This window comes from Thermorudis peleae, from assembly GCF_000744775.1.
Taxonomy (GTDB): domain Bacteria; phylum Chloroflexota; class Chloroflexia; order Thermomicrobiales; family Thermomicrobiaceae; genus Thermorudis; species Thermorudis peleae.
Genome location: NZ_JQMP01000001.1, coordinates 366,732 through 390,233 on the forward strand (window position 1 = coordinate 366,732; position 23,502 = coordinate 390,233).

At 60.7% G+C, this 23,502-nt stretch carries 25 protein-coding genes; 14 read left to right on the top strand and 11 right to left on the bottom strand.

Annotation, left to right across the window (positions count from 1 at the left end):
• Positions 1–74: 74 nt before the first annotated feature.
• The 5 genes from N675_RS01645 to N675_RS13920 all read left to right on the top strand — a co-directional run bounded on the left by N675_RS01645 (position 75) and on the right by N675_RS13920 (position 6,010).
• Positions 75–1,103 (top strand): cupredoxin domain-containing protein, encoded by a 1,029-nt coding sequence (locus N675_RS01645; protein ID WP_051913818.1) that lies wholly within the window; start codon positions 75–77, stop codon positions 1,101–1,103.
• A gap of 90 nt (positions 1,104–1,193) precedes the next feature.
• Positions 1,194–2,744, top strand: a complete 1,551-nt coding sequence (locus N675_RS01650) for an undecaprenyl-phosphate glucose phosphotransferase (protein ID WP_231577893.1) — start codon at positions 1,194–1,196, stop codon at positions 2,742–2,744.
• Positions 2,745–2,835: 91 nt separating this feature from the next.
• Positions 2,836–3,963, top strand: a complete 1,128-nt coding sequence (locus N675_RS01655) for a glycosyltransferase (protein WP_038037924.1) — start codon at positions 2,836–2,838, stop codon at positions 3,961–3,963.
• Positions 3,964–3,979: 16 nt separating this feature from the next.
• Positions 3,980–4,666, top strand: coding sequence for a YveK family protein (locus tag N675_RS01660; RefSeq protein ID WP_038037554.1), 687 nt, complete (start codon positions 3,980–3,982; stop codon positions 4,664–4,666).
• Between the two features lie 3 nt (positions 4,667–4,669).
• A complete protein-coding gene (locus N675_RS13920; RefSeq protein ID WP_081886763.1) occupies positions 4,670–6,010 on the top strand; it encodes a tyrosine-protein kinase domain-containing protein in 1,341 nt (446 codons plus the stop codon).
• Here the strand turns inward: N675_RS13920 and N675_RS01675 are convergent.
• From N675_RS01675 to N675_RS01720, 10 genes are all read right to left on the bottom strand, one after another.
• A complete protein-coding gene (locus N675_RS01675; protein ID WP_038037555.1) occupies positions 5,997–6,740 on the bottom strand; it encodes a DUF4388 domain-containing protein in 744 nt (247 codons plus the stop codon). The two genes, N675_RS13920 and N675_RS01675, sit on opposite strands and share 14 nt — an antisense overlap.
• 12 nt (positions 6,741–6,752) lie before the next feature.
• Positions 6,753–7,220: a hypothetical protein gene (locus N675_RS01680; protein WP_038037556.1), complete on the bottom strand. Its 468-nt coding sequence runs from the start codon at positions 7,218–7,220 to the stop codon at positions 6,753–6,755.
• 97 nt (positions 7,221–7,317) lie between these two features.
• Positions 7,318–7,659, bottom strand: coding sequence for a hypothetical protein (locus tag N675_RS01685; protein WP_038037557.1), 342 nt, complete (start codon positions 7,657–7,659; stop codon positions 7,318–7,320).
• A gap of 18 nt (positions 7,660–7,677) precedes the next feature.
• Positions 7,678–7,920 carry a hypothetical protein gene (locus N675_RS01690; protein WP_038037558.1) on the bottom strand — a complete coding sequence of 81 codons (243 nt, stop codon included), beginning with the start codon at positions 7,918–7,920 and terminating at the stop codon, positions 7,678–7,680.
• Positions 7,921–8,380: 460 nt separating this feature from the next.
• The gene (locus tag N675_RS01695; protein ID WP_038037559.1) at positions 8,381–9,055 is read right to left on the bottom strand and encodes a BON domain-containing protein; all 675 of its coding nucleotides are present in this window, start codon (positions 9,053–9,055) and stop codon (positions 8,381–8,383) included.
• 57 nt (positions 9,056–9,112) lie between these two features.
• Entirely contained in the window at positions 9,113–9,562 is a 450-nt protein-coding gene (locus N675_RS01700; protein ID WP_038037560.1) for an Hsp20/alpha crystallin family protein, read from the bottom strand.
• 198 nt (positions 9,563–9,760) lie between these two features.
• Positions 9,761–10,999, bottom strand: coding sequence for an MFS transporter (locus tag N675_RS01705; protein ID WP_038037561.1), 1,239 nt, complete (start codon positions 10,997–10,999; stop codon positions 9,761–9,763).
• Positions 11,000–11,014: 15 nt separating this feature from the next.
• Positions 11,015–12,115: an MBL fold metallo-hydrolase gene (locus N675_RS01710; protein WP_038037563.1), complete on the bottom strand. Its 1,101-nt coding sequence runs from the start codon at positions 12,113–12,115 to the stop codon at positions 11,015–11,017.
• Positions 12,116–12,182: 67 nt separating this feature from the next.
• Positions 12,183–12,866: an ArsR/SmtB family transcription factor gene (locus N675_RS01715; RefSeq protein WP_038037565.1), complete on the bottom strand. Its 684-nt coding sequence runs from the start codon at positions 12,864–12,866 to the stop codon at positions 12,183–12,185.
• A gap of 666 nt (positions 12,867–13,532) precedes the next feature.
• Positions 13,533–14,033 carry an iron chaperone gene (locus tag N675_RS01720; protein ID WP_051913820.1) on the bottom strand — a complete coding sequence of 167 codons (501 nt, stop codon included), beginning with the start codon at positions 14,031–14,033 and terminating at the stop codon, positions 13,533–13,535.
• A 258-nt stretch (positions 14,034–14,291) separates the two neighbouring features.
• Between N675_RS01720 and N675_RS01725 the strand changes: the two genes are divergently transcribed.
• The 9 genes from N675_RS01725 (at position 14,292) to N675_RS01765 (ending at position 22,576) form a co-directional block, all read left to right on the top strand.
• Positions 14,292–14,684, top strand: coding sequence for a hypothetical protein (locus N675_RS01725; RefSeq protein ID WP_038037567.1), 393 nt, complete (start codon positions 14,292–14,294; stop codon positions 14,682–14,684).
• Positions 14,685–14,852: 168 nt separating this feature from the next.
• The gene (locus N675_RS01730; RefSeq protein ID WP_038037569.1) at positions 14,853–16,370 is read left to right on the top strand and encodes a YifB family Mg chelatase-like AAA ATPase; all 1,518 of its coding nucleotides are present in this window, start codon (positions 14,853–14,855) and stop codon (positions 16,368–16,370) included.
• 156 nt (positions 16,371–16,526) lie between these two features.
• Positions 16,527–17,423, top strand: coding sequence for an NAD(P)-dependent oxidoreductase (locus N675_RS01735; RefSeq protein WP_051913823.1), 897 nt, complete (start codon positions 16,527–16,529; stop codon positions 17,421–17,423).
• A gap of 87 nt (positions 17,424–17,510) precedes the next feature.
• Entirely contained in the window at positions 17,511–18,158 is a 648-nt protein-coding gene (locus N675_RS01740; protein ID WP_051913825.1) for a nitroreductase family protein, read from the top strand.
• Positions 18,155–18,835 (top strand): DUF3386 family protein, encoded by a 681-nt coding sequence (locus N675_RS01745; protein ID WP_038037571.1) that lies wholly within the window; start codon positions 18,155–18,157, stop codon positions 18,833–18,835. Before N675_RS01740 ends, N675_RS01745 begins: the two co-directional genes overlap by 4 nt.
• A gap of 195 nt (positions 18,836–19,030) precedes the next feature.
• On the top strand, positions 19,031–20,176 hold the full coding sequence (locus tag N675_RS01750) for a heme/hemin ABC transporter substrate-binding protein (RefSeq protein ID WP_038037573.1): 1,146 nt from the start codon (positions 19,031–19,033) through the stop codon (positions 20,174–20,176).
• Positions 20,173–21,261, top strand: a complete 1,089-nt coding sequence (locus N675_RS01755; RefSeq protein WP_038037575.1) for a FecCD family ABC transporter permease — start codon at positions 20,173–20,175, stop codon at positions 21,259–21,261. Before N675_RS01750 ends, N675_RS01755 begins: the two co-directional genes overlap by 4 nt.
• On the top strand, positions 21,258–22,076 hold the full coding sequence (locus N675_RS01760; protein WP_051913827.1) for a heme ABC transporter ATP-binding protein: 819 nt from the start codon (positions 21,258–21,260) through the stop codon (positions 22,074–22,076). Before N675_RS01755 ends, N675_RS01760 begins: the two co-directional genes overlap by 4 nt.
• A complete protein-coding gene (locus N675_RS01765; RefSeq protein ID WP_038037577.1) occupies positions 22,061–22,576 on the top strand; it encodes a DUF151 domain-containing protein in 516 nt (171 codons plus the stop codon). The genes N675_RS01760 and N675_RS01765 overlap by 16 nt, the downstream gene beginning before the upstream one ends.
• On the opposite strand, the gene N675_RS01770 is transcribed toward N675_RS01765, so the two are convergent.
• Entirely contained in the window at positions 22,573–23,313 is a 741-nt protein-coding gene (locus N675_RS01770; RefSeq protein WP_038037579.1) for a M55 family metallopeptidase, read from the bottom strand. The genes N675_RS01765 and N675_RS01770 overlap by 4 nt on opposite strands.
• Positions 23,314–23,502 lie beyond the last annotated feature (189 nt).

The window sequence follows — 23,502 nt, forward strand, 5'->3', positions numbered from 1 at the left end:
CACTACCACGCGCAGTGTGGCTCAAGGCTTGGTTAAGCGGCGGCAAGCAGAAACAAGCAGAAAGGAGTAACAACATGGTAAGCATCTCACGACGGCAGTTCCTTGGCGGCCTTGGTGCCGGCCTGGCTACAAGTGTCGCGCTGGGGACCCTTGATCTCGATCCCACTGCACTCGGAATCACTCGTGTCAAGGCTGCCCCTGATCCGACGACGCCTCAAACTTGGCTCGTCCGTGCAGGGATTGAAAGCAATGACCACGCCGTCATGGGCATGGTCTTCCTTCCCTATCACCTTTGGGTCAACGTCGGTGATACCGTGACCTGGACGATCCTGTCCATGGAATTCCACACGGTAACGTTCCTGCCGCCACACACCCCGCGCCCTCCCTTCAACCCGATGGATCCCCAGCAGGCACAGCCTCAGGGGCCGAGCCACTACGATGGAAAAAGTTATGTCAATTCTGGACTGCTCTTCCAGGGGCAGAGTTTCCACTTAACCTTCGACGTGCCTGGCGACTTCTTCTACATCTGTTTGATCCACAGCATGATGTCAGGTGTGGTGCACGTGCGACCAGCTGGGACACCATACCCGCTGGCACAGGCAGATTATGATCACCTTGCCGAGATCGCCAGCAGTGACATTGTTCGGGCAGGTCAGGCAATGGCGCGCGAAGCCGAGGACTTTGCACGTCGGTTCAACACCCAGACCCGATTCGGTATGTCCAATGAAGCGCTGGTCATCGCTGGCATTGGTGATGGCGGACTCGACTTGATGCGCTTCTACCCAGAGACACTCGTGGTACGTGTTGGCCAAGTCGTGACCTTTGTCAACGCCGATCCAGAGGCGCCCCATACCGTCACCTTTGGGGGTGACCTGTCTGAGGAGCAATCCTTTCCCCCGATCGGCGTGCCACAGGGCTACTTCCCTGGACAGGTCGTCGACTATGCTGGCAATGGATTACTCAACTCCGGCTATATCGGCGTCGACCCCAACTGGTTCGGCACGACGTTCCGTACGCGCTTCACCCAGCCAGGCACCTATCCTTATCTCTGCGCGCTCCACGATATGATGGGGATGAAGGGCACGGTCATCGTCCGCAGTTAAACTGAAAGGAACAAGCCAGCCCAAGGGCATCAGACACGCGATCTTCCTGTGTCTGGTGTCCTTGCTATACTAGGCCGGTGAGGCGTTGCCATGGGGGACGCTGGGGGTGAAACGACGATGGCAACGCTACCCGGAATGGAAACTGAGGCAGGGCAGGCGCAGGTGACACCTGGCGCGCCGGTACGCTTACGCCAGCGCCCACCATCCTGGCAAAGCTGGGGGCGTATCCTTGCCCAACTGGTCATCGATGGGATATTGGTCGCCCTCGCCTTCTGGCTCGCTTACCTTGTGCGCTATCGGCTCGAACTGGGCGGCGAGGTGCCCGAGCCATTTGTCCAGCCATTCCATGCCTTTACCGGCAAAGTCGTCCTCCTCGTCGTTGCCACCCTGGCGATCTTCGTCCTCCGCGGCCTCTATCGCCTGCCACGTTGGACAACGTTCCTTGACGAGGCCGCTATTATCGCCAGCGGCAGCACGACTGCCATGGCACTGGTCATCCTCTACAGCTTCTTAATGCGCTTCTCTCCCTCCCGACTGATCTTCTTCTATGCCTGGGTGCTGATGATCGCCCTGCTGGCAACCGAGCGCGTGCTGACGCGCTGGCTGCGCGCGCGTCTGTGGACACGCGGCGTTGGCATTGACCGAGTGCTGGTCATCGGCTCGGGACCGGCCGCACAGCGGATCATGCAATACCTCTACAACAACCCACAGGCTGGCTACCGTGTTGTCGGCTACGTCGATGTCGAGCCGCCGGCTGATGAGCTGGCGCTCGCGACTGAATGGCGTGTTGTTCATCCGCCGTTTCTGGGCCTGCTGAATGATGTCGCTGTGATTGTACGCGCGCACCAGGTCGACGAAATCATCGTGGCCTTACCGCCGGCCTATCACGAGCAATTACTGGAACTGATCGAGCAGTGCCGCGAGCTCGACGTAGGGTTCTCGCTCGTCCCTGACCTCTTCGAGCTATCGCTTGGCCAAGTGCAAATCAGCGAAGTCGCTGGCCTGCCGTTGATCAGTATCAGCGAGAACCAAATTCGTGGCTGGAATTATGGCATTAAGCGGGCGATGGACATCGTCATCGCCATCACCGTGCTCACGCTTGCTGCGCCACTCATGCTGCTCATCGCCATCGCCATCAAGCTCGACTCGCCCGGGCCAGTCTTCTTCCGGCAGGTACGAGTTGGCAAAGGCGGCAAGCCCTTCGTCCTCTACAAGTTCCGCTCCATGGTTGATGGCGCCGAACGGCAGCAGGCTGCGTTGCGCAAGGCGTATGGCCGTGGCCCCCTGCTCTTTAAGCTCCGCGATGATCCACGCGTGACGCGCGTGGGTCGCATCCTGCGTCGCACGAGCCTCGACGAATTACCGCAGTTCTTCAACGTCCTCAAGGGCGAGATGAGCGTCGTTGGGCCACGGCCACCGGTGCCGGAAGAAGTTGCGGCCTACGAAGACTGGCACCTGCAACGGCTTATGGTCACACCTGGCCTCACCGGCCTGTGGCAAGTCAATGGCCGCAGTGATCTCTCGTTCGACGAGATGGTGCGGCTTGATCTCTACTACGCTGAGCACTGGTCGCTCTGGCTCGACTTGAAGTTGATCTTGCGTACCATCCCGGTTGTGCTGACAGGCCGCGGTGCTTATTAATTCCCCACTGGGAGCTACATTGCTTTGCATGCTCACCGGTGATCAGCCGAAGGCGGTATCATGAGGAGCCGTGGAGTGGGGGCACGGGATCGTGCGAGTTGCACTTGTTCATGACTACCTCAATCAATATGGCGGTGCGGAGCGCGTGCTGGAAGCGCTCCACACCCTCTTCCCTGACGCACCGGTTTATACGTCGCTCTATGATCCCATCGCCCTCCCAGCACACTACCAGACGTGGGACATCCGCACGACGTTTATCCAGCACTTGCCCGGCGCTCCCAGGCGTCACCAGCCCTATCTCGCCCTCTATCCATTCGCCTTTGGACGGCTCAAGCTTACTGGCTATGACGTGATCCTGAGCTCGTCAAGCGCGTTCGCCAAGGGAGTGCCGAAGCCGCCGGGTGCGCTCCACATCTGCTATTGCCACAGCCCGATGCGCTTTGCCTGGAACTTTGCGCACTACGCCGCCCGCGAGCAGCTTAGTCCGCTGGCTCGACGGCTACTTCCACCGCTCATGGCCTGGCTGCGCCGCTGGGACGTGCGTACTGCCCGCGCGCTGGATGCCATCATCGCCAACTCCAGCGCAGTCGCTGAGCGGATTCGCCGCTACTGGGGGCGCGAGGCGACCGTGATCTTCCCGCCCGTTGATGTTGAGCGAGCACAGCCCGCACCACCCAGCGAGATCGAGGACTATTTCCTCATCGTCTCGCGCCTTGTTCCCTACAAGCGCCTCGATCTTGCTATCGCCGCCTGCAACGCCCTTGGCCTACGACTGAAAGTCGTTGGCGATGGCCGCGACCGAACGAGACTGCAGGCTCAGGCCGGTCCCACTGTTGAGTTTCTGGGTACGGTCTCCGATGAGGAGAAGTTTGCGCTCTATGCCCGCTGCCGCGCGGCGATTTTTCCGGCCGAAGATGACTTCGGCATCGCTCAAGTCGAAGTCCAAGCAGCTGGGCGGCCAGCGATTGCACTGGCCCGCGGCGGGGCGTGCGACACCGTGATCGACGGCGTAACTGGAGTGCTCTTCGCTGAGCAGACGGTCGACGGGTTGATTGCTGCGTTGCAGCGCTTCGAGCATCTCACGTTCTCGCCTGAGACCATCGTGGCGCACGCGCGCCGCTTCAGCCGAGATCGTTTCCTCGGCGAAATACGGACGTTCATCGAATCAGTTCGTGCCGAGCGCGGCGCTCGGGCGCACGCGGCCGCGCTGGTGTCATAGAGAGAGAGGATCGAATATGGAAATCCGCGACTATCTCGCCATCCTGTGGCGACGTCGTTGGATTCTTGTACTCGTGCCGGCACTGGTCCTGGTCGGCATTATCGTCCAAGCTGTGCGTGCGCATCCATCATACACGGCGACCGCGCGAATGATCGCAACGCGCATTCCTCAAGAGACCCCAACGACGGTCTTTCGCTATGACGAGTACTACAACTATCTTGCCAGTGAGTACACCCTCGACGACTTTACCGAGGTCGTCCGGGGTAATGTTTTCGCGAGTGACGTAGCCCAGGCGCTGAAGGCACAGGGGATCGACCTAACTCCAGCAAAAGTGCAAGACGCCATCAGCGTCAGCCGCCGGAACCGTGCGTTGGCAATTACGGTCACTGCAACCACGCCAGAGGAGGCGCTTGCCATCGCCCGCACTGCTGCCCAAGTGCTCGAACAGCACGGTACTGCGTACTTCGGCTTCACTGATCCCCAGAGACAGGCGTTGATCAAAACCATCGACCAGCCGGTTGAAGCCAAGTCCAATCGCACGCGCCTCGTGCTCATTTGGGTTGCTGAACTGCTGGTTGGCATCGTTGGAGGCATACTGGTTGCCTTTTTCGTCGATTACCTCGTTGATACGCTTGACGCGCCCGAGGCCGCTCAGGCCGCGCTCGGTCTGCCGGTGCTTGGTGTTGTCCAGGTGCGGCGGTAGGCAATGCGTCCGGAAGAGTACGTCGCCATCCTCTGGCGACGCTGGTGGGTGCTGGTACTGGCGATGCTGGCGGCGGCAGCCGTTGCCTTCGGCTACAGCCGGTTCCAGCCCCCCACGTACCAGGTCAGCGTCCGCATTATCGCCCAAGCCCAACCGCCCGATTACTGGCTTGATCTCTATGCCAAAAACCAGCTCGGCGTCTTTCAGGATATGATCCGCAACGGTGATTTTGTCCGCCAGGCATTGCAGCGAGCTGGCCTGTCAGTTGATCCAGGCTATGCCCTGAGCACGCTTGCACTGGCGCGCGACCAGAATAGCAACACAGTTCAGCTGGTCGTGACTGATACTGATCCGCAACGCGCCGCGGCCATCGCTAACGCTGTTGCAGATGCCTTTGTGGCGCAGATGCAAAATCAAATGCAGCAAGTGCTGGCCCAGTTCCGCGATCCACAGACCGGGAAGCCACCCGGCACGCTGCTGGTAAGCAAGCTAGACACCGCAACGCCGCCCAGTATTCCGACTGGCCCTCGCGTGAAGCTCAATACTGCGGCTGGCGGCGTGCTCGGGTTGGCATTGGGGGTGTTATTGGCTTTTGCCCTTGAATACATCGACGACACGCTCTATACCGAAGCCGATGTGCAGCGAGCACTCGGCCTGGATTCGATAGCCCGACTCAATGGGGTGCGGCGAGGGAGACGTGAGGAGTACAGGATGGCATCATCAGCGCTTGTCGTTGTCACACAGCCACGTTCGGCTGAGGCAGAGGCCTATCGCGCATTGGCGTTGAGCTTGCGGTTTCGCGGACGACAGCAGCCAGTGCGGCGACTGCTACTCGTTAGCCCTGGTGACAGCAGTGCAACTGCGGTGGTCGCGGCCAATGTCGGGCTAGCGCGCGCGCTTGCTGGCGAGCGGGTTGTGCTTATCGATACTGACTTACGCGGTGGTCACCTGCATCATCTCTTTGATCTGCCGCCGACCCCTGGTTTGGCTGAGTGGCTCAAGTGCCGTGACCAACGGGAGCCTGCACCACATGCCACTAGCTACGAGCGCCTGGCCGTGCTGCCAGCCGGCCAACTCGGCGAAGGCACGAGCCCAGCTGATCTCCTCGCTGCGGCCCCACTTGACCATCTGATGACGACACTTGAGTCTCAGGCCGACGCACTGATTCTAACAGCGGCGCCACTACCGACATACGGCGACGCACTGGCGCTCGCATCATTGGTCGATGGAGCCTTGCTCCTCGTCGAAGGGGGACGCACGCGTCGAACCGCCGCACAAGAAGCGAAAGCCGCGCTCGAACGGGCCGGCGCAACCGTACTCGGCGTCGTCTTTACCCGTCGCTAGCGCGTGGATCCGCTGGCTGGGCTTCGCGTACTTGCACCAGGCCTAATGCAACGAGTTGCGCGATGGTACGGTCAAGCCCGTTGAGCGACTGCCCCGTCTCAGCAAGCAAGTCATGGAGCGTGGTGGCTCCGTTGATCAATGCGAGTAGCACGGTGCGCTCGTTCGGGCGCAGCTGATCGAGCACCGCCGGATCCGGCAAGGTCTCAACCAGTTCGATCAGCTCGGCTCGTCCGCGCGCTGCAAGCCACTCATCAGCCCGACGGATTGCGTTAAGGACGAGCGGCTCGAGGGGCGTACCATCGAGCACGGTTTGATCCGGGATAGCCTCGGGGAGCTCCGGAATAAACGCGAACGAGCCACCCGGGTGGACGAGAATGCGGAAGAGCGATTCTTCCAGGAGCGCAGCGAGTGCCTCCTTAATCTGTTGTGGAGTTGCGTGCCCAAGGAGGACGAGCAATTCACCAAGCCGGGCGGGCTCATGGCTCACGCTCTGCAGGGCCAGAGCCTGCTCTAACACTTCTTCTGAGATATAGCCCTTTTCAACGAGCATACGCCCCAGGCGAAGGCGCCCATCACTCGCCAGGACTGCCGCTACCCGTCCGCGATCGAAGACGAGCGTAATCTCATCGGCTGCAGTGCCAAGCGTCAGGCGGCCTGACTTTGCCGTGTGGCTCAGCCCCTGAATAATGAGATGGAGCGGAAAGTCGTCAAGGTCGCCATAGAATGGCATGCCTGCCCCTGTCTATGGATCAGCATCAAGCCGTGGCACGACGGTCACCTGGCCAGGATAGCCAGCCTGCTGTAAGGCCTGCTCAACCCGGGCCTGGACTTCACTCGGTTGCAAATGGACGGTAGTAACCCGAAAGGTGATCTCCATGCTGCTCAGCGTGTGTGCATGGGCACTAATACAGAACGGGAGCTGGGCCAAGGCTTCACGGAATGCCGCCGCTTGCCGCAGGCTCGCCACTGGCCGCAGCGTAACCCACCAGCGCCGTAACCCGCTCAAGTCATTGATCTCGAGCAAGCGCTTTGGCGGCTGCACGCGGTCGAGAGCCGCGAGAACAGATTGCTCCGCGGCGGCGTGCAGGAACGCTTGAAATTCTACGAACGCGTCTTGCACAGCGCCATGCTCATATGGTTCGAGTTCGCCGCCAGCTGCTTCTGGCGGCACCCCTGCATCCCCGAATGGCTGGCTCGGTTGCTCGGTCATACCCCCGTCTCCCTGCACCGCGCTTGCCCTTTAGTCTAGCAGGCATGCTCGCTTGTGCTCAGGGGAGATTAGTATCGGTTGGAGCCAGACAGATCGACTAGCACACAAGTGCCGCCGTCGTATCCCCACTAATGCGGCCGGTGCTGATGAGCCAGCGCACAAACCGCCAGCGTGCTGCCTCCGTTGGCGTCAGCTCGGCAATCTCATCCATCGCTCGAACGGTGACCGGCAAGGAAGGCCAGCCCAGGGAACGGAGTAGTTCAGTGACGATGCTGCTTGGTGCTGGCGGCTGATCACCCTCCAGCGATGTCGAAAACTCCTGTCCGCCTGCGAGCAGGAGGTGCAACGCTCCGCCGTCGACATACCAGGCCGTAAGCGGCAACCCGGCCGACCGCACGGCATTGACAATCGTCGTGATGGCCTCGCGCTGCCCAATCATGACCGGCTCCCTTCTCCTTCAGCGCGGCTGTCCGCGCATGCTCAACTGCGACAACAGGGCATTGAGCGCCGCATCCGGGGTATCACCTTGCCCAATCGGTGGACACTGTGGCTGGCGACGCCAGAAGTGCAACACCACACACGAGCGTGTTGCCTCGCCTGGCACCGTATCGGGTTCACACGCTACGGCCAGCCACGCCGCCTCACTGGAACATGGATTGGGGAAAATCGTAACAGGAAAGAGCTCAATTTCTTTGTTCACGCGCTTCGCCTCCTCACTCATCTGCCGCTCTCACACGCACGAGTTTCGTTACTGCGCCGTTTGTTGTGGATATATTGGCAACTGCTCCCTCAATGACGATGGGAAAGATGTCCCGGTTTTGCCGGCTACTCGACTACGCGAAAACCCTGCATCCCTACGCATGTACGTACACTGGAATGATAGCGACTCGGCCGAGTGCTGTCAAGGGGCGATGATGTGGCCGGATGAAACGAGCTGGCACCATCGCTGCATTGTCCGCAGTTGCTCATTGATCGAGACGATCATCAGGGATTCGTGACCTGCAAGAGTCGCGGCCTGCTGTTTGTCGATTGGCGCTGAGGCTATCGCGCACATGCCGAGTGCAGATCACCAGCCTGGGAAGAACCAATCGTGCTCCCGGGAGAGGAGCCAGACTCCCGGGAGCACGTTGGCGTGCAGTGGTGTGGACGCAGAATGAGGATTACGGCACCTGGACGCGAATCAGGTTGGTGACCTTCGTCACACCTGGAGCGCGCCAGGCCGCCTCTTCGGCTTCCTTACGCTCAGCCCATGAGCGCACTGTACCGGTCAGCACGACGTGGCCGCCCTCTTCGACCCGCACCTGGATGCTTTTGGCATCCAGCTCAGCATGGCGAACAAAGGCTTGCTCAATCTGGCGCTTGATCGTGTCTGGAGCGACCGTCGGCTGCTTGACCGTGATCAGGTTGATAACCGACTTGACACCCGACACCCGGCGAGCCGACTCCTCGGCCTCACGCCGCTGGTAGTGCCAGTCGACTTCGCCTTCCAGTGTCACACGGCCTTCTTCGACGCGAACCTTAATCTTGTCGGCTGGTACCGACGGGTTCTCCTCCAGCGCCGTCACCACCGCCCGCGCGATATCCTCATCTGTGCGAATACCCAACCCGCGCGGCACGACTTCGATATGGTTGACGACGGCACGGACACCTTCAACTCGCAGCGCGGCGCGCTCCGCTGCCCACTTCTTGAGGAAGCTGTCAACGGTACCGGTTAATGTCACTACTCCCTGGTCGACGGCGACCCCAACATCGGTCACCTCGACCTCTGGATCCCACTCGAGTTCCTCCATGACCGCCTTCTGAATTGCTTCATCGTCAAGTACTCGTGCAGCCATGGTGACCCACCTCCCCTCTGAGATTGCAGGCGATGTCGCTTCGGTGATCGAGCGAGATTAGTTTGCGCGAGACTGGATGGTAATCCGCTTGACACGCGCCGTCTCGGCCTTCGGGAAGACCAGTGTGACAATCCCATCAGCGACCGTCGCCTCTGCCTTGTCAGCATCGACCGGCCGTGGCAGGGTAATGGTCTCTGCGAACTGGCCCGCGCCGATCTCCCGGCGATACCATGTCGCCTTCTTGGCTTCGTCTTCGCTGAGGCTGTACCCAAACCGACCGCGGATGGTCACTGTGCCTTGTTCGATCGTCACCTCAAGATCTTCTGGCTTAGCGCCGGGCGCTGCCAGCTTGATAACAACAGCGTCCTCGGTCTCGTAGACGTCAGTTGCTGGCCTGGTCGCCAGGCGCACCGCTGAGCGCGGCCGGGCCGTCAGTGCCTCAGCCAACCGGTTCATCTCGTCAACCATCCGGTCTAGCTCGGCAAGCGGATTCCAACGCTCTAGCATGATTCGTCCTCCCTCCTGCCCCGTACCCGGGGCTCCTGATCATGTTTCCAAGGGAAAGGATACGGGATTAACACGACTCGTGTCAAGTAGGTTTTATTAAATCATGTTGAACTCGTCTTGCCCCACCTGCTCGTGAGGCAATGCCATCTCCCTGCGACGGTCAGCTCACCCACACTGCAGTGTTTCGGCCCAGGGGCATCAATGATGGGAAGAGCGACTCCCGAGCAGGGAGGCAAGACCCGAAGCAGCCGTGAGCAGGCCAACGACGGCAATCCCCGTCCGCGCCCCGAATGTATCGGCTACGATGCCCGTCAAGAGCACACCGATCGGGTAGCCAGCGTCCCGCCAGAGCCGGTAGATGCCAACCGCGGAAGCACGCCAGAGCGGGTGGGCGACGTCAGAGACCGCTGCCAGCAGGGTTGGATAAACCATCGCTGTACCGATGCCAAGCAGGACCATCGCGATGGCCCAACCGGCAACAGTATGGGTGAGCAGGATGAGACCAATGCCGAGTGCCTGCACAGCCATCCCTCCGGCAATCAAGCCAACCCGGCCAACGTGGTCGGACAGTGCGCCTGTGAACAGCTGCCCGATGCCCCACACAGCAGGGTAAAGGGCGGCGAGTCCACCGATCGTCTCCAGCCCAAGTCCGCGGGCTGCGAAGTAGAGTGGCAGTAACCCCCATGCCATGCCGTCATTCAGGTTATTCACGAGGCCAGCCTGACAGAAGGCGAAGAACGCTGGTTGCCGTACGCTCATGACCAGGAGCTGCCCAACGCTCGCTACAGCACTATCGGGGTGGGACAGCGACATGTCGCTTGCCTCGCGCGCTGCGTAGCGCTGCGTCTCGTGCACGAAGCCAACCGAGAGCACCAGCCCTGCAAGGGCACAGCCAAGCGCGAGGGCGAACGGCCACGGACGGATCGCGGTGGCTGCAGCGATCGCACTGGCACCGAAGGCTGCGAGCGCGACAGCTCCGTAGCCAGCCGCTTCATTGAGTCCCATAGCCAGCCCACGCCAGCGCGGACCGACAAGGTCGATCTTCATCGTCACCGTCATCGACCATGCGAGCCCCTGGTTGAGTCCGAGTAGCACGTTGGCGGCAACGACCCATCCCCACGTCGGCGCGGCGATAATGAGCAGTGGCACCGGCAGTCCGGCAAGCCAACCAGCGACGAGCACCGGCTTGCGCCCGATTCGGTCACTCAGGCGGCCAGCAAAGAGGTTGGTGAGCGCTTTGACTGCACCAAAACTTGCAATGAAGGATAACGCTGCGGCCCGCGAGGCAATGCCGAAATCGTGCTCAGCCAGGAGTGGCAGGATAGCGCGCTCGACGCCGACCATGCTGCCGACAAAGGCATTGACCACGACCAGCAAGGTAAACTGAGCCCAATTTGCCCGGAGCCCGAGGACCACCGTCTCCTTCGTCTGCGCCATCCTGCGCCTCCTCGCCTAGCGCACGGCACAGCGGTTTGCGCCAGCTTCAAGCGTTGCCAGTTGCTCGGGATCGTCGATCGCGGCGCCAGCCAAGTTGAGCGCGACGATCTCAGCGAAATGGGCTGGCGGTTCGGGTTGATGAGCAAGCAGGTGGTCAACAAGAGCTGATGGCTCGACCTGGAGCAGTGGGAGGTGCTCTCGGAGTGTCCCGAGGCTCGCGCAAAGCGGTTGGCCATCAAAGCGAGGTGGCTGCGCTGTATGCCCAGGAAAGACGAGAGTTTCCGCTGGGAGCGCCTGCAACCGCTGGAGCGAGCGCACCAGCGCCTGTGCACGGTGGAGCGCTTCGTCGCTGTGCGCCTCAAGGTCGACACGGCCAATACCTTCAAGAAAGAGCGTATCGCCGGTAAACACAGCGCCAGCCGGATGCCAAAAGGAAATGCTTTCCCAGGTATGCCCTGGGGTAGCAAGGACTCTTAGTGTTGTCGGCCCAATGGTTATGGTCGCGCCGTCGTCAAGTGGGATGACAGGGAAGTGTGCCCGCGTTGACACACCGAGGTAGCGGGGAACGCCAAATCGAGTGACAAGCTGTGGCGCACGCGAGAGGTGATCTGCGTGCAGGTGGGTCTCTGCAACGCCGATGATCTGGGCACCCTCAGCAGCAGCAAGCTGAGCGAACACCGCGGCATCGATCGCTGGATCGATAATCAAAGCCTTTCCGCCAGCCACAAGGAGGTACGAGAGACATCCCTTGCCAACCCGGCGCACTTGATAGAGCACCGTACCGTCGGCAAGCACTGTTCGTGCCACGTTCCAGGCAAAGCTCCACGCTCGCATGCCTCCTTCAAGGGACTCTGCTTGGTAGCCCCGTGCGCGAAGCAACGCTGCCACGTGTTGGCTCGTCTTGCCAGCACCACAGACGACTACGATCAATTGGTCAGTGGGTAGAGCGACGGCATCAAGTGCCTGCTCATTGCCCTGGTTGACTGCTTCGTACAGCCCGGGGAAAAAGAGGCTATTGGGAATTGCCCAGTCCTGTCGCTCCGGTTCCGGGCGGACGTCGAGGATGGTTATCGGGTGACCTTGTTCAAGGAGAGACCGCAATGTCTCGACACGCATACGCCTAATCCTTTCGCAACGATCAGCCGGAATCTCGGCTGCTCCTGGAGAAGTGCGCCCAAGCGGGTTACGGCCTCGGTGATTCCATCACCGCGACCTCAACCGGCCAACCACGGGCTCGCCAGTCAGCCGGGCTGTCATCAATACGCCATGCGGTGAAGCCGTGCTGACGGAGTATTGCGACAGCCTCGTCAGCAAACGTGCAGAATCGTCCGCGGCAATAGACGACGATTGGGCGGTCACGGGGGAGTTCAGCAAGATGGCTAGCGAGATGCGCAAGCGGCAGGGAGCGTGCGCCCGGCAGGTGTCCCGCAGCAAACTCGTTTGCTGGCCGCACGTCGAGCAGCACGATCTGGCCAGCACGGACGGCGTCGGAAAGAGTATCGGTGGGAAACGGCGCACGCTCTCGCTGGCCAACATGCTGGGTGAGCACGGCATCGACTTCTGCAAGGTGGTTTTCACCGACTTCACGCAACGTCAGGAGGAGTCGGGCAATGTCATCGCCAGCGAGTCGATAGAAGACACGGGTACCGGCACGCCGACTGATGACAATCCTGGCACGCCGCAGGGCTTGCAAGTGCTGGGAAACGTTGGCAACGGGCAGGGCAAGTTCGGCAGCGAGATCCTCGACACTCCGCTCGGCTTGTGCGAGCAGATCGAGCAGTTCGATCCGGAGCGGGTGGGCGAGTGCCTGGCCGATGCGTGCAAGTTCGCTATAGAGCGCAACCTTGAAAGCACGGTGAGTAACCACAGGGACTTATCCTTTCAGCGATAGCGGCCTATCCCGCCAGGCAAGATCTTCAATTGCTTTGTTGAACAATATAGCACGAAAAAAGGCGGAGCAAGCGCCCCGTTCTCGTGTGAGTCCGGTGGTTCACCGCTGGGTTACTCAGCAAGATAGACCGTTGGAGCAGCGCTCACATCGTCGCCACGTCAAAATACCGTGGCACACCTGACGCCGGCCGTATTGGATCCAGAGCGGCGTCATGCAGGGATGCGACTGGGGTAGGCCAACCGGCAACCGGGCAGCACCGATCGGCACGCAGTGGCACCGGATACCGCATAGCCTTGCTTGCGCAAGGACTGCTGTACCATCACCGCAAGTCATGCCTCATCTTCGATAAGCAGAATGCGCATCTGGCGTGTTCCGTGAGATCAAACCACACCAGCAGCCAAAAGGTTGAGCGATTCACCAAGAGAGGCAGAGCGAGATTTACCTCTCTTGCTCAGGACGTCCTCGTCTGACTGCGCTGGTATTGCCCCCTTCTGGTGGCCACCAGCATCCTGTCCCTCAACGCCAAGAACCTTGCCTGAGCCTGTATTGGCCTTCATGGCGTGGCGAGTCCTGAACGCATCAGGCGAACTCGTCGCCCTCAGCTGGAGTGCCGCTTGAGAGTCAACGCAGATGGAATCAGGGCTAGCGCGTGACGTTACCGGCCTCTTCGGAGATGGCCTCTGGTGAGGAGCGCGTGGCCTTGCGCACAAGAGCAACGATCATAGCCTCGACCTCAGGCGTCAAGGCTGTCACAGCGTAGGCCGTGGGCCACATCGTGCCCTCGTCAAGCGTTGCTGCGTCCGTAAACCCCAGCGTCGCATAGCGTGCATTGAACTTTGAAGCGCCCTGAAAGAAGCAGAGGACTTTCCCATCCTTGGCGTAGGCGGGCATGCCATACCATAGGCGCGGTGTCAGCTCAGGAGCCGTTGCGGTAACAAGAGCGTGGATCCGCTCGGCGAGCGTACGGTCGGGTTCCGGCATCTCGGCGATCTTCGCACGCACGGCTATCTCTCCATCGACCTGAGCATTCCGCCGTTCAGCCCGTAGCTCGCGTGCACGCTCCCGCATCGCGGCACGCTCTTCAGGGGTAAAGCCTTCGCTGTCAGCCTCAGCCGACCTCGTACGCTTGCGTCGTTCGCTCATCGACTCCTGCTCCTCTTCCCGATACTGCCCCGATCATGCCGAGGCTCTTGGCTACTTTACACGTCCCCTTGCTTGCCTGCTACTGCTGTACGCACTGGCTCGCATGTTGCTGTTTGCCTCGTGTTCGCAGGATACTGTGGGCCGTGTGCGCCGCGGCTGGCTCAGCGGCGTTTCGTGTGTTGGGAGGAGAACACCGCGTGGCCTTTCTGGCCCTGGCAGTCGCCGATAAGTGGCGTTTCGTATGTTAGGAGGACAACCGTGGTAGTCGCATCAGGGCCGATTGACACGGTCTGGGCCGGTGCCGGCTGTGCTTGGCTGTCTGATGCTTTGCTTGCGCTCTTCGTTGCCGAGCGATGCCGTCCGGGTACGTTGCCTTGCTCGTTAACGTCGGTGATGGGGCTGCAACGCGTCGATTGGATCTTGCTTCTGATAGCCCTGGCCATCATGCCACTGCTCGTCGCCCGCTCGCAACGGCGAGTGGTTTGGGTTGTTGCCGGACTTGCCTGGGGAGCGTTTGCACTCGCCGGGACAATAATTTGGGGACGCACATTTCTCGTATTTGGTCTGCCAGCTGGCCTTTGGCTTTGGGCCGGAATAACGGGCGAGCGCATTGGCCATGCTGGCGGCCGCTCTGGCTCATCACGCACCTAACGCCACCCCCGCTGCCTTGCTCGCTTGCGCCGAGCTACCGCTACTCCTGGCTTTGTACCAGACAAAACCAGCGACGAGTGAGCCTCCAGCGGTGCTGAGTATGTTTGCCTTGGTCAAGCTTCAGCTAGAATGAAGTAGCGAGTAGCGACGGGCGGGGAAGGGGATGCGGTGCTTGCGCGCGTGCTCAGCTGTGCTGTGGTCGGGCTGGAAGGGGTACTTGTCGAGGTTGAAGTCGACGTTGGCTCGGGGGTTCCTCACCTTGCTGTCGTCGGGTTGCCGGATACCGCCGTCCAAGAAGCACGCGAACGTGTACGGTCAGCCATTCGCAACTCTGGCGCGAAGTTCCCGCTTGGGCGTGTTACGGTAAACCTTGCGCCAGCTGATATTCGGAAAGCCGGCCCGGCCTACGACCTGCCGATTGCGCTTGGGATCTTGCTTGCCTCAGGACAACTCGAGGCTGATCTGAGTCAGACTGTCGTCCTCGGCGAACTCTCCCTCGACGGTACCGTGCGCCACACGACCGGCATTCTGCCGATGGTTGGTGTTGCCCACGCCCACGGCATTCGGCGAGCGATTGTGCCGGCTGTCGATGCCGCCGAAGCGGCACTTGTCGACGGTGTCGAGGTGATCCCTGTCAATTCCTTAGCTGAACTCGTGGCCCACCTCACCGGTGAGCAGCCAATCGCGCCCTTCGCTCCGCCAGCATTGTCGGAAGAGGACACGATCGTTGACCCAGGGATTGATTTTGCTGACATCAAGGGGCAGGAACATGTCAAGCGCGGTCTCGAGCTCGCCGCAGCTGGAGCGCATAATTTGCTAGCTGTTGGGCCACCTGGTGCTGGCAAGACCCTCCTTGCCCGGGCTCTGCCGACGATTCTACCGCCGCTCGGACGCGAAGAAGCACTGGAGGTTGCGCGCATCTACTCGGTGGCCGGCTTGCTGCCGCCGGGAAAGCCGCTCGTCCGCAACCGGCCGTTTCGGGCCCCACATCACACGGTGAGCTACGCTGGCATGATCGGCGGTGGTGCATGGCCGCGTCCTGGCGAAGTCACGCTAGCACACCGTGGCGTGCTTTTCCTCGACGAGCTGCCCGAATTTAGCGGGCGTGTGCTTGAAGTGTTGCGGCAGCCGCTTGAAGACCGCGTTGTCACAATCTCGCGGGCAAGTGGAGCCTTGACCTTTCCAGCTAACTTCATATTGGTTGCTGCGATGAATCCCTGTCCGTGCGGCTATGCTGGCGATCCCCATCATCCCTGCACCTGTAGCCCAGCAGAGATCGCGCGCTATCAAAAACGCATCTCTGGTCCACTGCTCGACCGTATCGACCTCTTTCTGCACGTGCCCCGGGTTGAGTACGAGAAACTGGCCGACCGGCGACGCGGCGAACCGTCGGCTGCGGTGCGTGAGCGTGTCATCGCTGCGCGGCGTCGCCAAGCTCGCCGGTTTGGCGATTCGCGTAAGCTCAACAGCGACATGACGCCGGCGGAGGTCCAGATCCATTGCCAGCTCGATGACGCGGGGGAACAGTTGCTGCGGACGGCTGTCCGGCAGTTTGGCCTCTCTGCCCGTGCATACCACCGCGTCTTGAAAGTTGCCCGCACGATTGCCGACCTGGCGGGTAGCGAGCGTATTACGTCTGCGTTCGTTGCCGAGGCATTGCAATACCGGCCGCAAGACATGAGCTAGGGCGAGTATCAGCATGCCCCACCAGTGTCCCCAGCATCACCGTGTGCACTTGCCTGCTGTCTGCATGATAAGCGTTCTGTCCTGTTCTGGGCATCATCACGAAGCGGCACCGTGTCATACACGAGACACAGCATCGGACAGGGAAGGAGGCGAGCAATGAAGGTAGGATTCATCGGTCTTGGCAACATGGGCTTCCCGATGGCACGCAACATGCTGCGCGCTGGGCATGAGGTTTGGGTCTGGAACCGCACACCGGAACGAGCTGAGCAGCTCGTTTCCGACGGTGCCCATCTCGCCGCAACGCCGGCTGAGGCTGCTCGTGTCGGTATCGTGTTCACCATGCTTGCTGACGATGATGCCACGCGTGCGGTCGTCGAAGGCGTCGATGGTATTCTGGCCGGCTTGCCGGTTGGTGGTGTCCATGTCGCCGCCAGCACGCTGAGCGTTGCCTTCTCAGCTGATCTTGCACGGCTGCACCGCCAGCGTGACCAGCGCTACGTCGCCGCTCCAGTTTTCGGCCGTCCCAGTGTCGCTGAACAGGGTGGATTGCGTATCGTGGCAGCTGGGCCGCGCGAGACTCTTGACATGCTTCGCCCACTTTTCCATGCACTTGGGCCTGACCTGTTTGTGGTTGGCGAGGCACCCGAACTCGCACATGCCGTTAAGGTCATTGGCAACTTCCTGTTGACAGCAATGGTTGAAGCCCTTTGCGAGTCCTTTGTGCTCGCTGGCAAAGCTGGCATCGAGCGTGCTCGCTTCGCTGAGGTCGTCAACGCGGTTTTCCGCTCACCATTGGTTGAAAGCTATAGCCAGCTCTTGTTAGCTGAGCGCTTCGATCAGCCAGCGTTCCGCCTACGCCTCGGTCTCAAGGACGTGCGGCTTGCGCTGGCGTTGGCTGAGGCGACTACTACACCGTTACCGCTTGCCGATCTGATTCGGCAGCATGCGATCGAAGGCGTGGCACGAGGGATGAGTGAGCACGACTTTACGGCGTTGCTTCGTGTTCTCGAGGCACATGCCGGTATCGGCCCAATGGCGAGCAAGTCTGCCTAGGGCTCAGGTTTGACAGCGCAGGCAGGCTCTGGTTAGAATAATCCCGACTAAACTAGTCAGGATTCATAGTGGTAGGGGAGGGAGTCATTGGACAAGCCACAGCAAACAGACGGGCAAGCAATTCTGGCCGCGCTGCGTGAGCGCCGCAGCGTCAAGGCCATGCGGCCCGACCCTATATGCCCAGAGCTGGTGATGCAGGTGATCGAAGCGGCAACGTGGGCGCCGAACCATCACCTAACGCAGCCCTGGCGCTTTTTTGTCCTCACTGGTGAAGCGCGTGCTGCACTCGGTGAGGTATTAGCACGTGACCCCTCACTTTCTCCGACGAAACGCGAGGCGGTCCGCAGCAAACCGCTTCGCGCTCCTGTGATCATCGCCGTGGCTGTTGAGCCTGATCCCAAGGCCCAGCTACTTGATGAACTAAGCGCTGGAGCTGCCGCGATCCAGAACATGTTGCTCGCGGCGCATGCCCTTGGCCTTGGCGCAATCTGGCGAACTGGCCGTGCGATCGAGGATCCAGGGGTGAAGCAATTCCTCGGTCTGCCCGAGCACGCTGTGCTGCTCGGCTTCATTTACCTCGGCTATCCAGCTGTGGTACCGAATGCCCCAGATCGCCGCCCAGCTGCCGAGGTCACAATGTGGATTGATGGACAGCACGCTGCTGATGCGCTCCAGCGTGTCCTGGCCAGCAACGCTATATCGGGTAGTCCAGTAGCATCCGGAGGTGAGGCGTGAGTCTTGAGACGAGCACGCAGCACGCGCACGCAGTGCTCCGTGCTGCACATGACGCCAGCTATCGCTATCCTACCGATTTCGGCGGCTTCTCGGCCGAAGTCGATCTCACTGATGGCCAGCAGCGAGGGCATGGTCGTATTGTGGCTTCTTCACCACGAGCCGTTGAGGTCTGTCTGCCAGGAGTGTCAACCGACCTCGCCGAATGGGTCAAGCAGACACTCGCATCCGAGCTCATGCACCGCTGGCCACGCCCGTACGAAGCTGGCGATGGACGGTATCAGTTGGTGCTTGAGCAGGCGCCAGAACATCCGCTCGGCGATTGCATCCGCCTGCTCGATGATCCATTTCATTCGAGCTATCGTGTGCGCGATGGAGTGATCACGCTCGTTGCCCGTGAGATCGGCGACGAAGCGTTTCACATCATTACTCTCGTGCGAGAGCCTGGTCCTGACGGTCGTTGGCTCCCCACACATTATGTGGTTGTGTTTCACGACCGTGCCACTGGACAGATTCGGCGCACGAGCGTCCACGAAGCCCAGTACACCGTGGTAGACGGCGTGGCCTTGCCGGAGCGCATGCGCGAGGTGACAACCAGCCCCACCGGGCTCGTTGTCCGCGAGATGCGCTTGCACAACCATCAGCGGCTGCCACGATCCCAGGGGGTACCGGCAGCATAAAGCGGGCTAGCCACAGCCAGCCCGCTCTTGGCACGCATCACGGAATCGCCCGGCGCACGCTCGAGGCCGCGAGCACGCGCCGGCCTTGGGAGCAGAGGCGACCCCGCGCTGCACACACAAGTGTAGCACGGTCTCGCCTTTCGCTCCGCGCTCACGGGTTTGGGATAAGGGTGAGAAGAAAGGGAGAACGGAGCGATGGTTCGAGGCCTGTATCGCATCCTCATGGTCATGCTCGTCGTCAGCTTCCTGGCCGCTTGCAGCAATGGCGAACGTTCACAGCCGACTGCAACGACTGCTCCAACAACAACATCAATGGCCGCTTCAACGCCATTCCCAAGTCCAACGCCAAGCACAGCAAGCACGACAATGCCGCGCCCAACGGCGAACGCAACAGCCGCTGCAAGCCCAACCCGGAACACGACGGCGACAATAGCCACCACGACCGTAACAACGCCGAGTCCGACGCCTGCGCCAGCAACGCCGACAGCCCTCCCGGTCACGATCACTGATGCGACAGGGAAGCAAGTAACGGTACAGGATGTGAGCCGGATCGTCCCAGTCAACGGTGATATTGCTGAGATTGTCTGGAGCCTCGGGCTCGGCGATCGAATCGTCGGCGTCGACACAAGCGCAACGTACCCACCTGATCTGCTCAAGAAGCTGCCGCATATCGGGTATCAGCGAGCGTTGAGCGCTGAAGGCATCCTCTCGTTAAAGCCGACTGTTGTCATCGGCACCCCCCTGGCCGGCCCAGCCCAAGTGCTTGACCAAGTGCGTGCGGCAGGTATTCCCGTTGTGATCGTCGAGAATCCGACTTCGATTGATGCACCAATGGTTAAGATTCGACAAGTTGCCCGAGCGCTCGGTGTCCCCGACCGTGGCGAGGCGCTGGCACGGCAAGTTGAGCAGGAGATCAAGGACGCACAAGCACTTGCAGCCCGTGCCACAAGCCATCCGCGTGCAGTCTACCTTCACTCCCCAGGGTCAGCGCATGAACCCCAGGTTGCTGGAACCAACACCGCCGCTCACGTGATGATCGAAGCGGCTGGTGCGATCGATGCTGCAGCAGCCGCTGGTATTCAGGGCTACAAGACACTGACCGCTGAAGCGATGACAGCTGCAGCTCCTGACTACATCCTGATCTTCACGACTGATCTCGAAGCCACAGGCGGCATTGATGGCTTACTGCAGTTGCCTGGCATTGCCCAGACACCAGCTGGCCAACACCGTGCTGTGCTGGCATATGATGGCCAGTTCCTCCTTGGCATGGGGCCGCGCACTGGTCAGGCACTGCGCACATTAGTGCTTGCGTTGCACCCAGAGTTGGGGAAGCAATCATGAGTCGTGTACTAACGCAATCGCAGCCAGCGGGAGTGGTTCCGTCTGCCTGGCGCTCTGGTCGAGCCTGGGGAATGGCTACGCTTGCAAGTGGGCTGCTACTTGGCGCCGTTATTCTCAACGTGATGATCGGCGCGGTTGAGGCAACGCCTCGTCAAGTGCTCGCTGTCTTGCTGCATCATCTCGGCATTGGCGCGCTCGCAGGTGACGTGCCAGCACAACTCGATGCAGTGATCTGGGTCATCCGCCTCCCACGCGTGTTTCTTGCGATGCTGGTGGGTAGTGCCCTTGCCACAGCTGGCGCACTACTCCAAGGGCTGTTCCGCAACCCACTCGCTGATCCCCATATCATCGGTGTCTCGGCCGGTGCCTCATTAGCAGCCGTCGCCACGATCGTCTTCAACCTCGCCTCCTTCAGTCTATGGGTGCTGCCAATCGCAGCCTTCACCGGCGGCCTCTTGGCTACAGCAGTGACCTACCGGCTTGCCCGTGTCGGTGCGCGGACTGAGGTACTAACCCTCGTGCTTGCCGGCATTGCAATCAACGCTGTAGCGGGTGCTGCGACGAATTTGCTGATCTACTACGCCTCAGATCAGCAACTCCGCGCTGTCGTATTCTGGTCGATGGGCAGTTTGGGTGGTGGAACATGGCGTGCAGTTGCCAGTGCCCTTCCCTTCATTGTCGCCGGGCTGTTGCTTGCGCCCCGATGGGGACGTGCGCTTGACCTCCTTGCGCTGGGTGAACGTGAAGCATTTTATCTTGGTGTCCCGATTGAGCGGCTGCGTTGGCAAGTGATCTGTGTTGCAGCCATTCTGACTGGCGCCTCCGTCGCTGTTGCTGGGGCAATTAGCTTCGTTGGGCTTGTCGTTCCCCATGTGCTTCGCTTGCTTTGCGGCCCCTCGCATCGCACCCTGCTGCCACTCAGCGCCATCGGCGGTGCAATCATCGTGCTGCTTGCTGACCTGGTTGCTCGCACTGTAGTTGCCCCGACTGAGTTACCCCTTGGGGTCATCATGGGATCGATTGGTGGACCATTCTTCCTGTGGCTTGTGCGCCGCACGCGACGCGCACAGGGGGGTTGGGCATGAGCAACGTAACCGTGGTCGAAGCCCACGACCTTTCCTATGCTGTCGGCCAACGGACAGTACTCGAGCACATCACCCTTGAAGTGCAAGCGGGTAAGTTCTATGCACTCGTTGGCCCCAACGGTGCTGGTAAGACGACGCTGTTACGGCTGCTCGCTGGCGAACTACGGCCTTCGTCGGGAGTTGTTCTGATTCAGGGCCAACCTGTGCAGGACCTTTCACCTGAGGAGCTTGCACGGCGTCGGGCTGTCCTGTCACAGCAGACAGTCGTGCAGTTTGCGTTCACGGCCTGGCAAGTGGTGGAAATGGGACGCGCACCACATTGGCGACGTGTTCCACCCGCCACGGATAACCTGATAATCCGGCAGGCCTTGGAGCGCACCGGTGCACTGGCGCTAGCTGATCGCGTCTACCCTACTCTCTCTGGTGGTGAACAAGAGCTCGTCCAACTATCGCGTGTCCTAGCACAAGAAGCACCGCTGATCCTGCTCGATGAGCCAGCTGCCGCGCTCGATTTGCACCGTCAAGCGTTGCTCATTCACATCATTAAGGAACTGCAAGCTCTCGGCGTCGCTATCATCGCCGTGCTCCATGATTTTGGTCTTGCCAGCATCGCGGACGAACTCTGGCTGCTCCACCGCGGTCGGCTTGTTGCGAGTGGGCCGCCTGATGCTGTCTTGATCGCTGACCAACTCGAGTCTGTCTTTGGCTGCGCCCTTACCGTTGTGCCGGTTCCGCAAGCGCAGCGCATCCTCGTTGTGCCGATGTTCCAGTCACCAACAGCGAAAGGTGAGGGAGAGCAATGGAGCGCTGGCTAGTAAGAGTTCACGGCATTGCATGGGCTACAGCGCATGGGCATCCAGTCATTATCGTGCGCGGCGTTGAACATGACTTCTGGTTTGGCATCGCTGCCTCGCCGAGCGATGCCCAAGCCTTAGCGGACTGTCCATGTGCACTGGGGAGCGGACACGGGCGACTTGTTCGGCTCTTCGCCGCTGTGCTCAATACTGTTGGCATACAGCTGACAGAGGTGCAATTGGACGTCGATCGAGCAGGATGTCTGGAAGCGCACCTGCTATTCATTGGCCCAACGAGTCAGCATACAGTGCTGGCTCATGGTCTGGATGGTGTCGTTCTCGCGACTGTGCTTGGTGTCCCAATGACCATGACGCAGCAGAGTGTGCACCTTGCAGCACAACGCACGCGTGGCATGCCAAGGGTATCGCCATTCTCGAGTGACCGGCCCACAACGAACGACGGTTTATCACCGGATCTTCAGGCGTTTCTGGCCTCGCTTGACCTTGATCCTCTTGACTAACTCCCTGCCGCGCCAAGCTTTCGTCGAAAGGCGGTGAGCCAGTCGTGTAGGCTGCTCACCGCCCTATCCTGTGCCAGCAGCACACCATCTCGCTCGACAGTAATGGCGAGCGGGCTCGGTGGCCGGTAGACCCACCAGAATTCACGCCGCGCAAGTACTCGCTCAAGCGAAGCTTGCAATGCGGCAGCAGCACGCTCGAGCGGCAGTGTCAGTGCGGCATCCCACCCTCGTGCACGTTTCACCGTCACGGTTGTCGTCTGCTCGGTCCAGCGTTCCGCCTCTTGCGAGAGCGCGCGGTCACCAGCTACCAGGCCGAGTGGGATCCCTTGTTCGCCAAGCCACCATGCCAAAAGCGCAAGTTCTCCAACAGGCTGACCGTTGACGGTTACGGTAAGGTCTGGGGCGAACGTCTGACTGCAAAACCCTTCGGCGCCCGTCATCGCGTGCAGCCCGTGTGCGATTGCGACATCGACGCGCTGCGATAGTGCGCCGTCGAGCAACGTGACGTTATCCGGCATCACAGCTGGGGTTAACGGCGTTGCGCCTGGGTGCCACGCATGCCAATCGACCACAGTTATCGCGCTGGCGCCCAGCGCGCGCAGGTGCGTGATCAGCACGGCTAGCTCGGCCTGACGTGCTGCCAAGCCAGCGGCATAATCGACCGATCCCGGCAAGCATGCCGTCGCTCGATCAATACCACTAACGCCTGGCAAATCGCTGATCAGCAACAGGTGCACGTATATACTCCTTTCGTTGCGATAAGGCTACACGGTGGTCAAAACCATTGGCAGGAGACTAAGCACGTTGCCGGCGGAGAAGCCGTTGTAGTATGCTCCATAGTACTCTCGTACCGGATCGGGCGCGAAGGCGTCGAAAAACAAAACCACGGAGCTTCTCTAGCCGTTAAATAGAGTAGAAGCCTCAGC

What these genes read in the sequence shown, in the direction of transcription:
- N675_RS01700 (WP_038037560.1), bottom strand. Translation starts at nt 9,562, where the DNA reads ATGCTAGAGCGTTGGAATCCGCTTGCCGAGCTAGACCGGATGGTTGAC.
- N675_RS13920 (WP_081886763.1), top strand. Translation starts at nt 4,670, where the DNA reads ATGCGTCCGGAAGAGTACGTCGCCATCCTCTGGCGACGCTGGTGGGTG.
- N675_RS01710 (WP_038037563.1), bottom strand. Translation starts at nt 12,115, where the DNA reads ATGCGTGTCGAGACATTGCGGTCTCTCCTTGAACAAGGTCACCCGATA.
- N675_RS01645 (WP_051913818.1), top strand. Translation starts at nt 75, where the DNA reads ATGGTAAGCATCTCACGACGGCAGTTCCTTGGCGGCCTTGGTGCCGGC.
- N675_RS01660 (WP_038037554.1), top strand. Translation starts at nt 3,980, where the DNA reads ATGGAAATCCGCGACTATCTCGCCATCCTGTGGCGACGTCGTTGGATT.
- N675_RS01705 (WP_038037561.1), bottom strand. Translation starts at nt 10,999, where the DNA reads ATGGCGCAGACGAAGGAGACGGTGGTCCTCGGGCTCCGGGCAAATTGG.
- N675_RS01760 (WP_051913827.1), top strand. Translation starts at nt 21,258, where the DNA reads ATGAGCAACGTAACCGTGGTCGAAGCCCACGACCTTTCCTATGCTGTC.
- N675_RS01650 (WP_231577893.1), top strand. Translation starts at nt 1,194, where the DNA reads ATGGGGGACGCTGGGGGTGAAACGACGATGGCAACGCTACCCGGAATG.
- N675_RS01695 (WP_038037559.1), bottom strand. Translation starts at nt 9,055, where the DNA reads ATGGCTGCACGAGTACTTGACGATGAAGCAATTCAGAAGGCGGTCATG.
- N675_RS01755 (WP_038037575.1), top strand. Translation starts at nt 20,173, where the DNA reads ATGAGTCGTGTACTAACGCAATCGCAGCCAGCGGGAGTGGTTCCGTCT.
- N675_RS01735 (WP_051913823.1), top strand. Translation starts at nt 16,527, where the DNA reads ATGAAGGTAGGATTCATCGGTCTTGGCAACATGGGCTTCCCGATGGCA.
- N675_RS01765 (WP_038037577.1), top strand. Translation starts at nt 22,061, where the DNA reads ATGGAGCGCTGGCTAGTAAGAGTTCACGGCATTGCATGGGCTACAGCG.
- N675_RS01680 (WP_038037556.1), bottom strand. Translation starts at nt 7,220, where the DNA reads ATGACCGAGCAACCGAGCCAGCCATTCGGGGATGCAGGGGTGCCGCCA.
- N675_RS01750 (WP_038037573.1), top strand. Translation starts at nt 19,031, where the DNA reads ATGGTTCGAGGCCTGTATCGCATCCTCATGGTCATGCTCGTCGTCAGC.
- N675_RS01685 (WP_038037557.1), bottom strand. Translation starts at nt 7,659, where the DNA reads ATGATTGGGCAGCGCGAGGCCATCACGACGATTGTCAATGCCGTGCGG.
- N675_RS01720 (WP_051913820.1), bottom strand. Translation starts at nt 14,033, where the DNA reads ATGAGCGAACGACGCAAGCGTACGAGGTCGGCTGAGGCTGACAGCGAA.
- N675_RS01675 (WP_038037555.1), bottom strand. Translation starts at nt 6,740, where the DNA reads ATGCCATTCTATGGCGACCTTGACGACTTTCCGCTCCATCTCATTATT.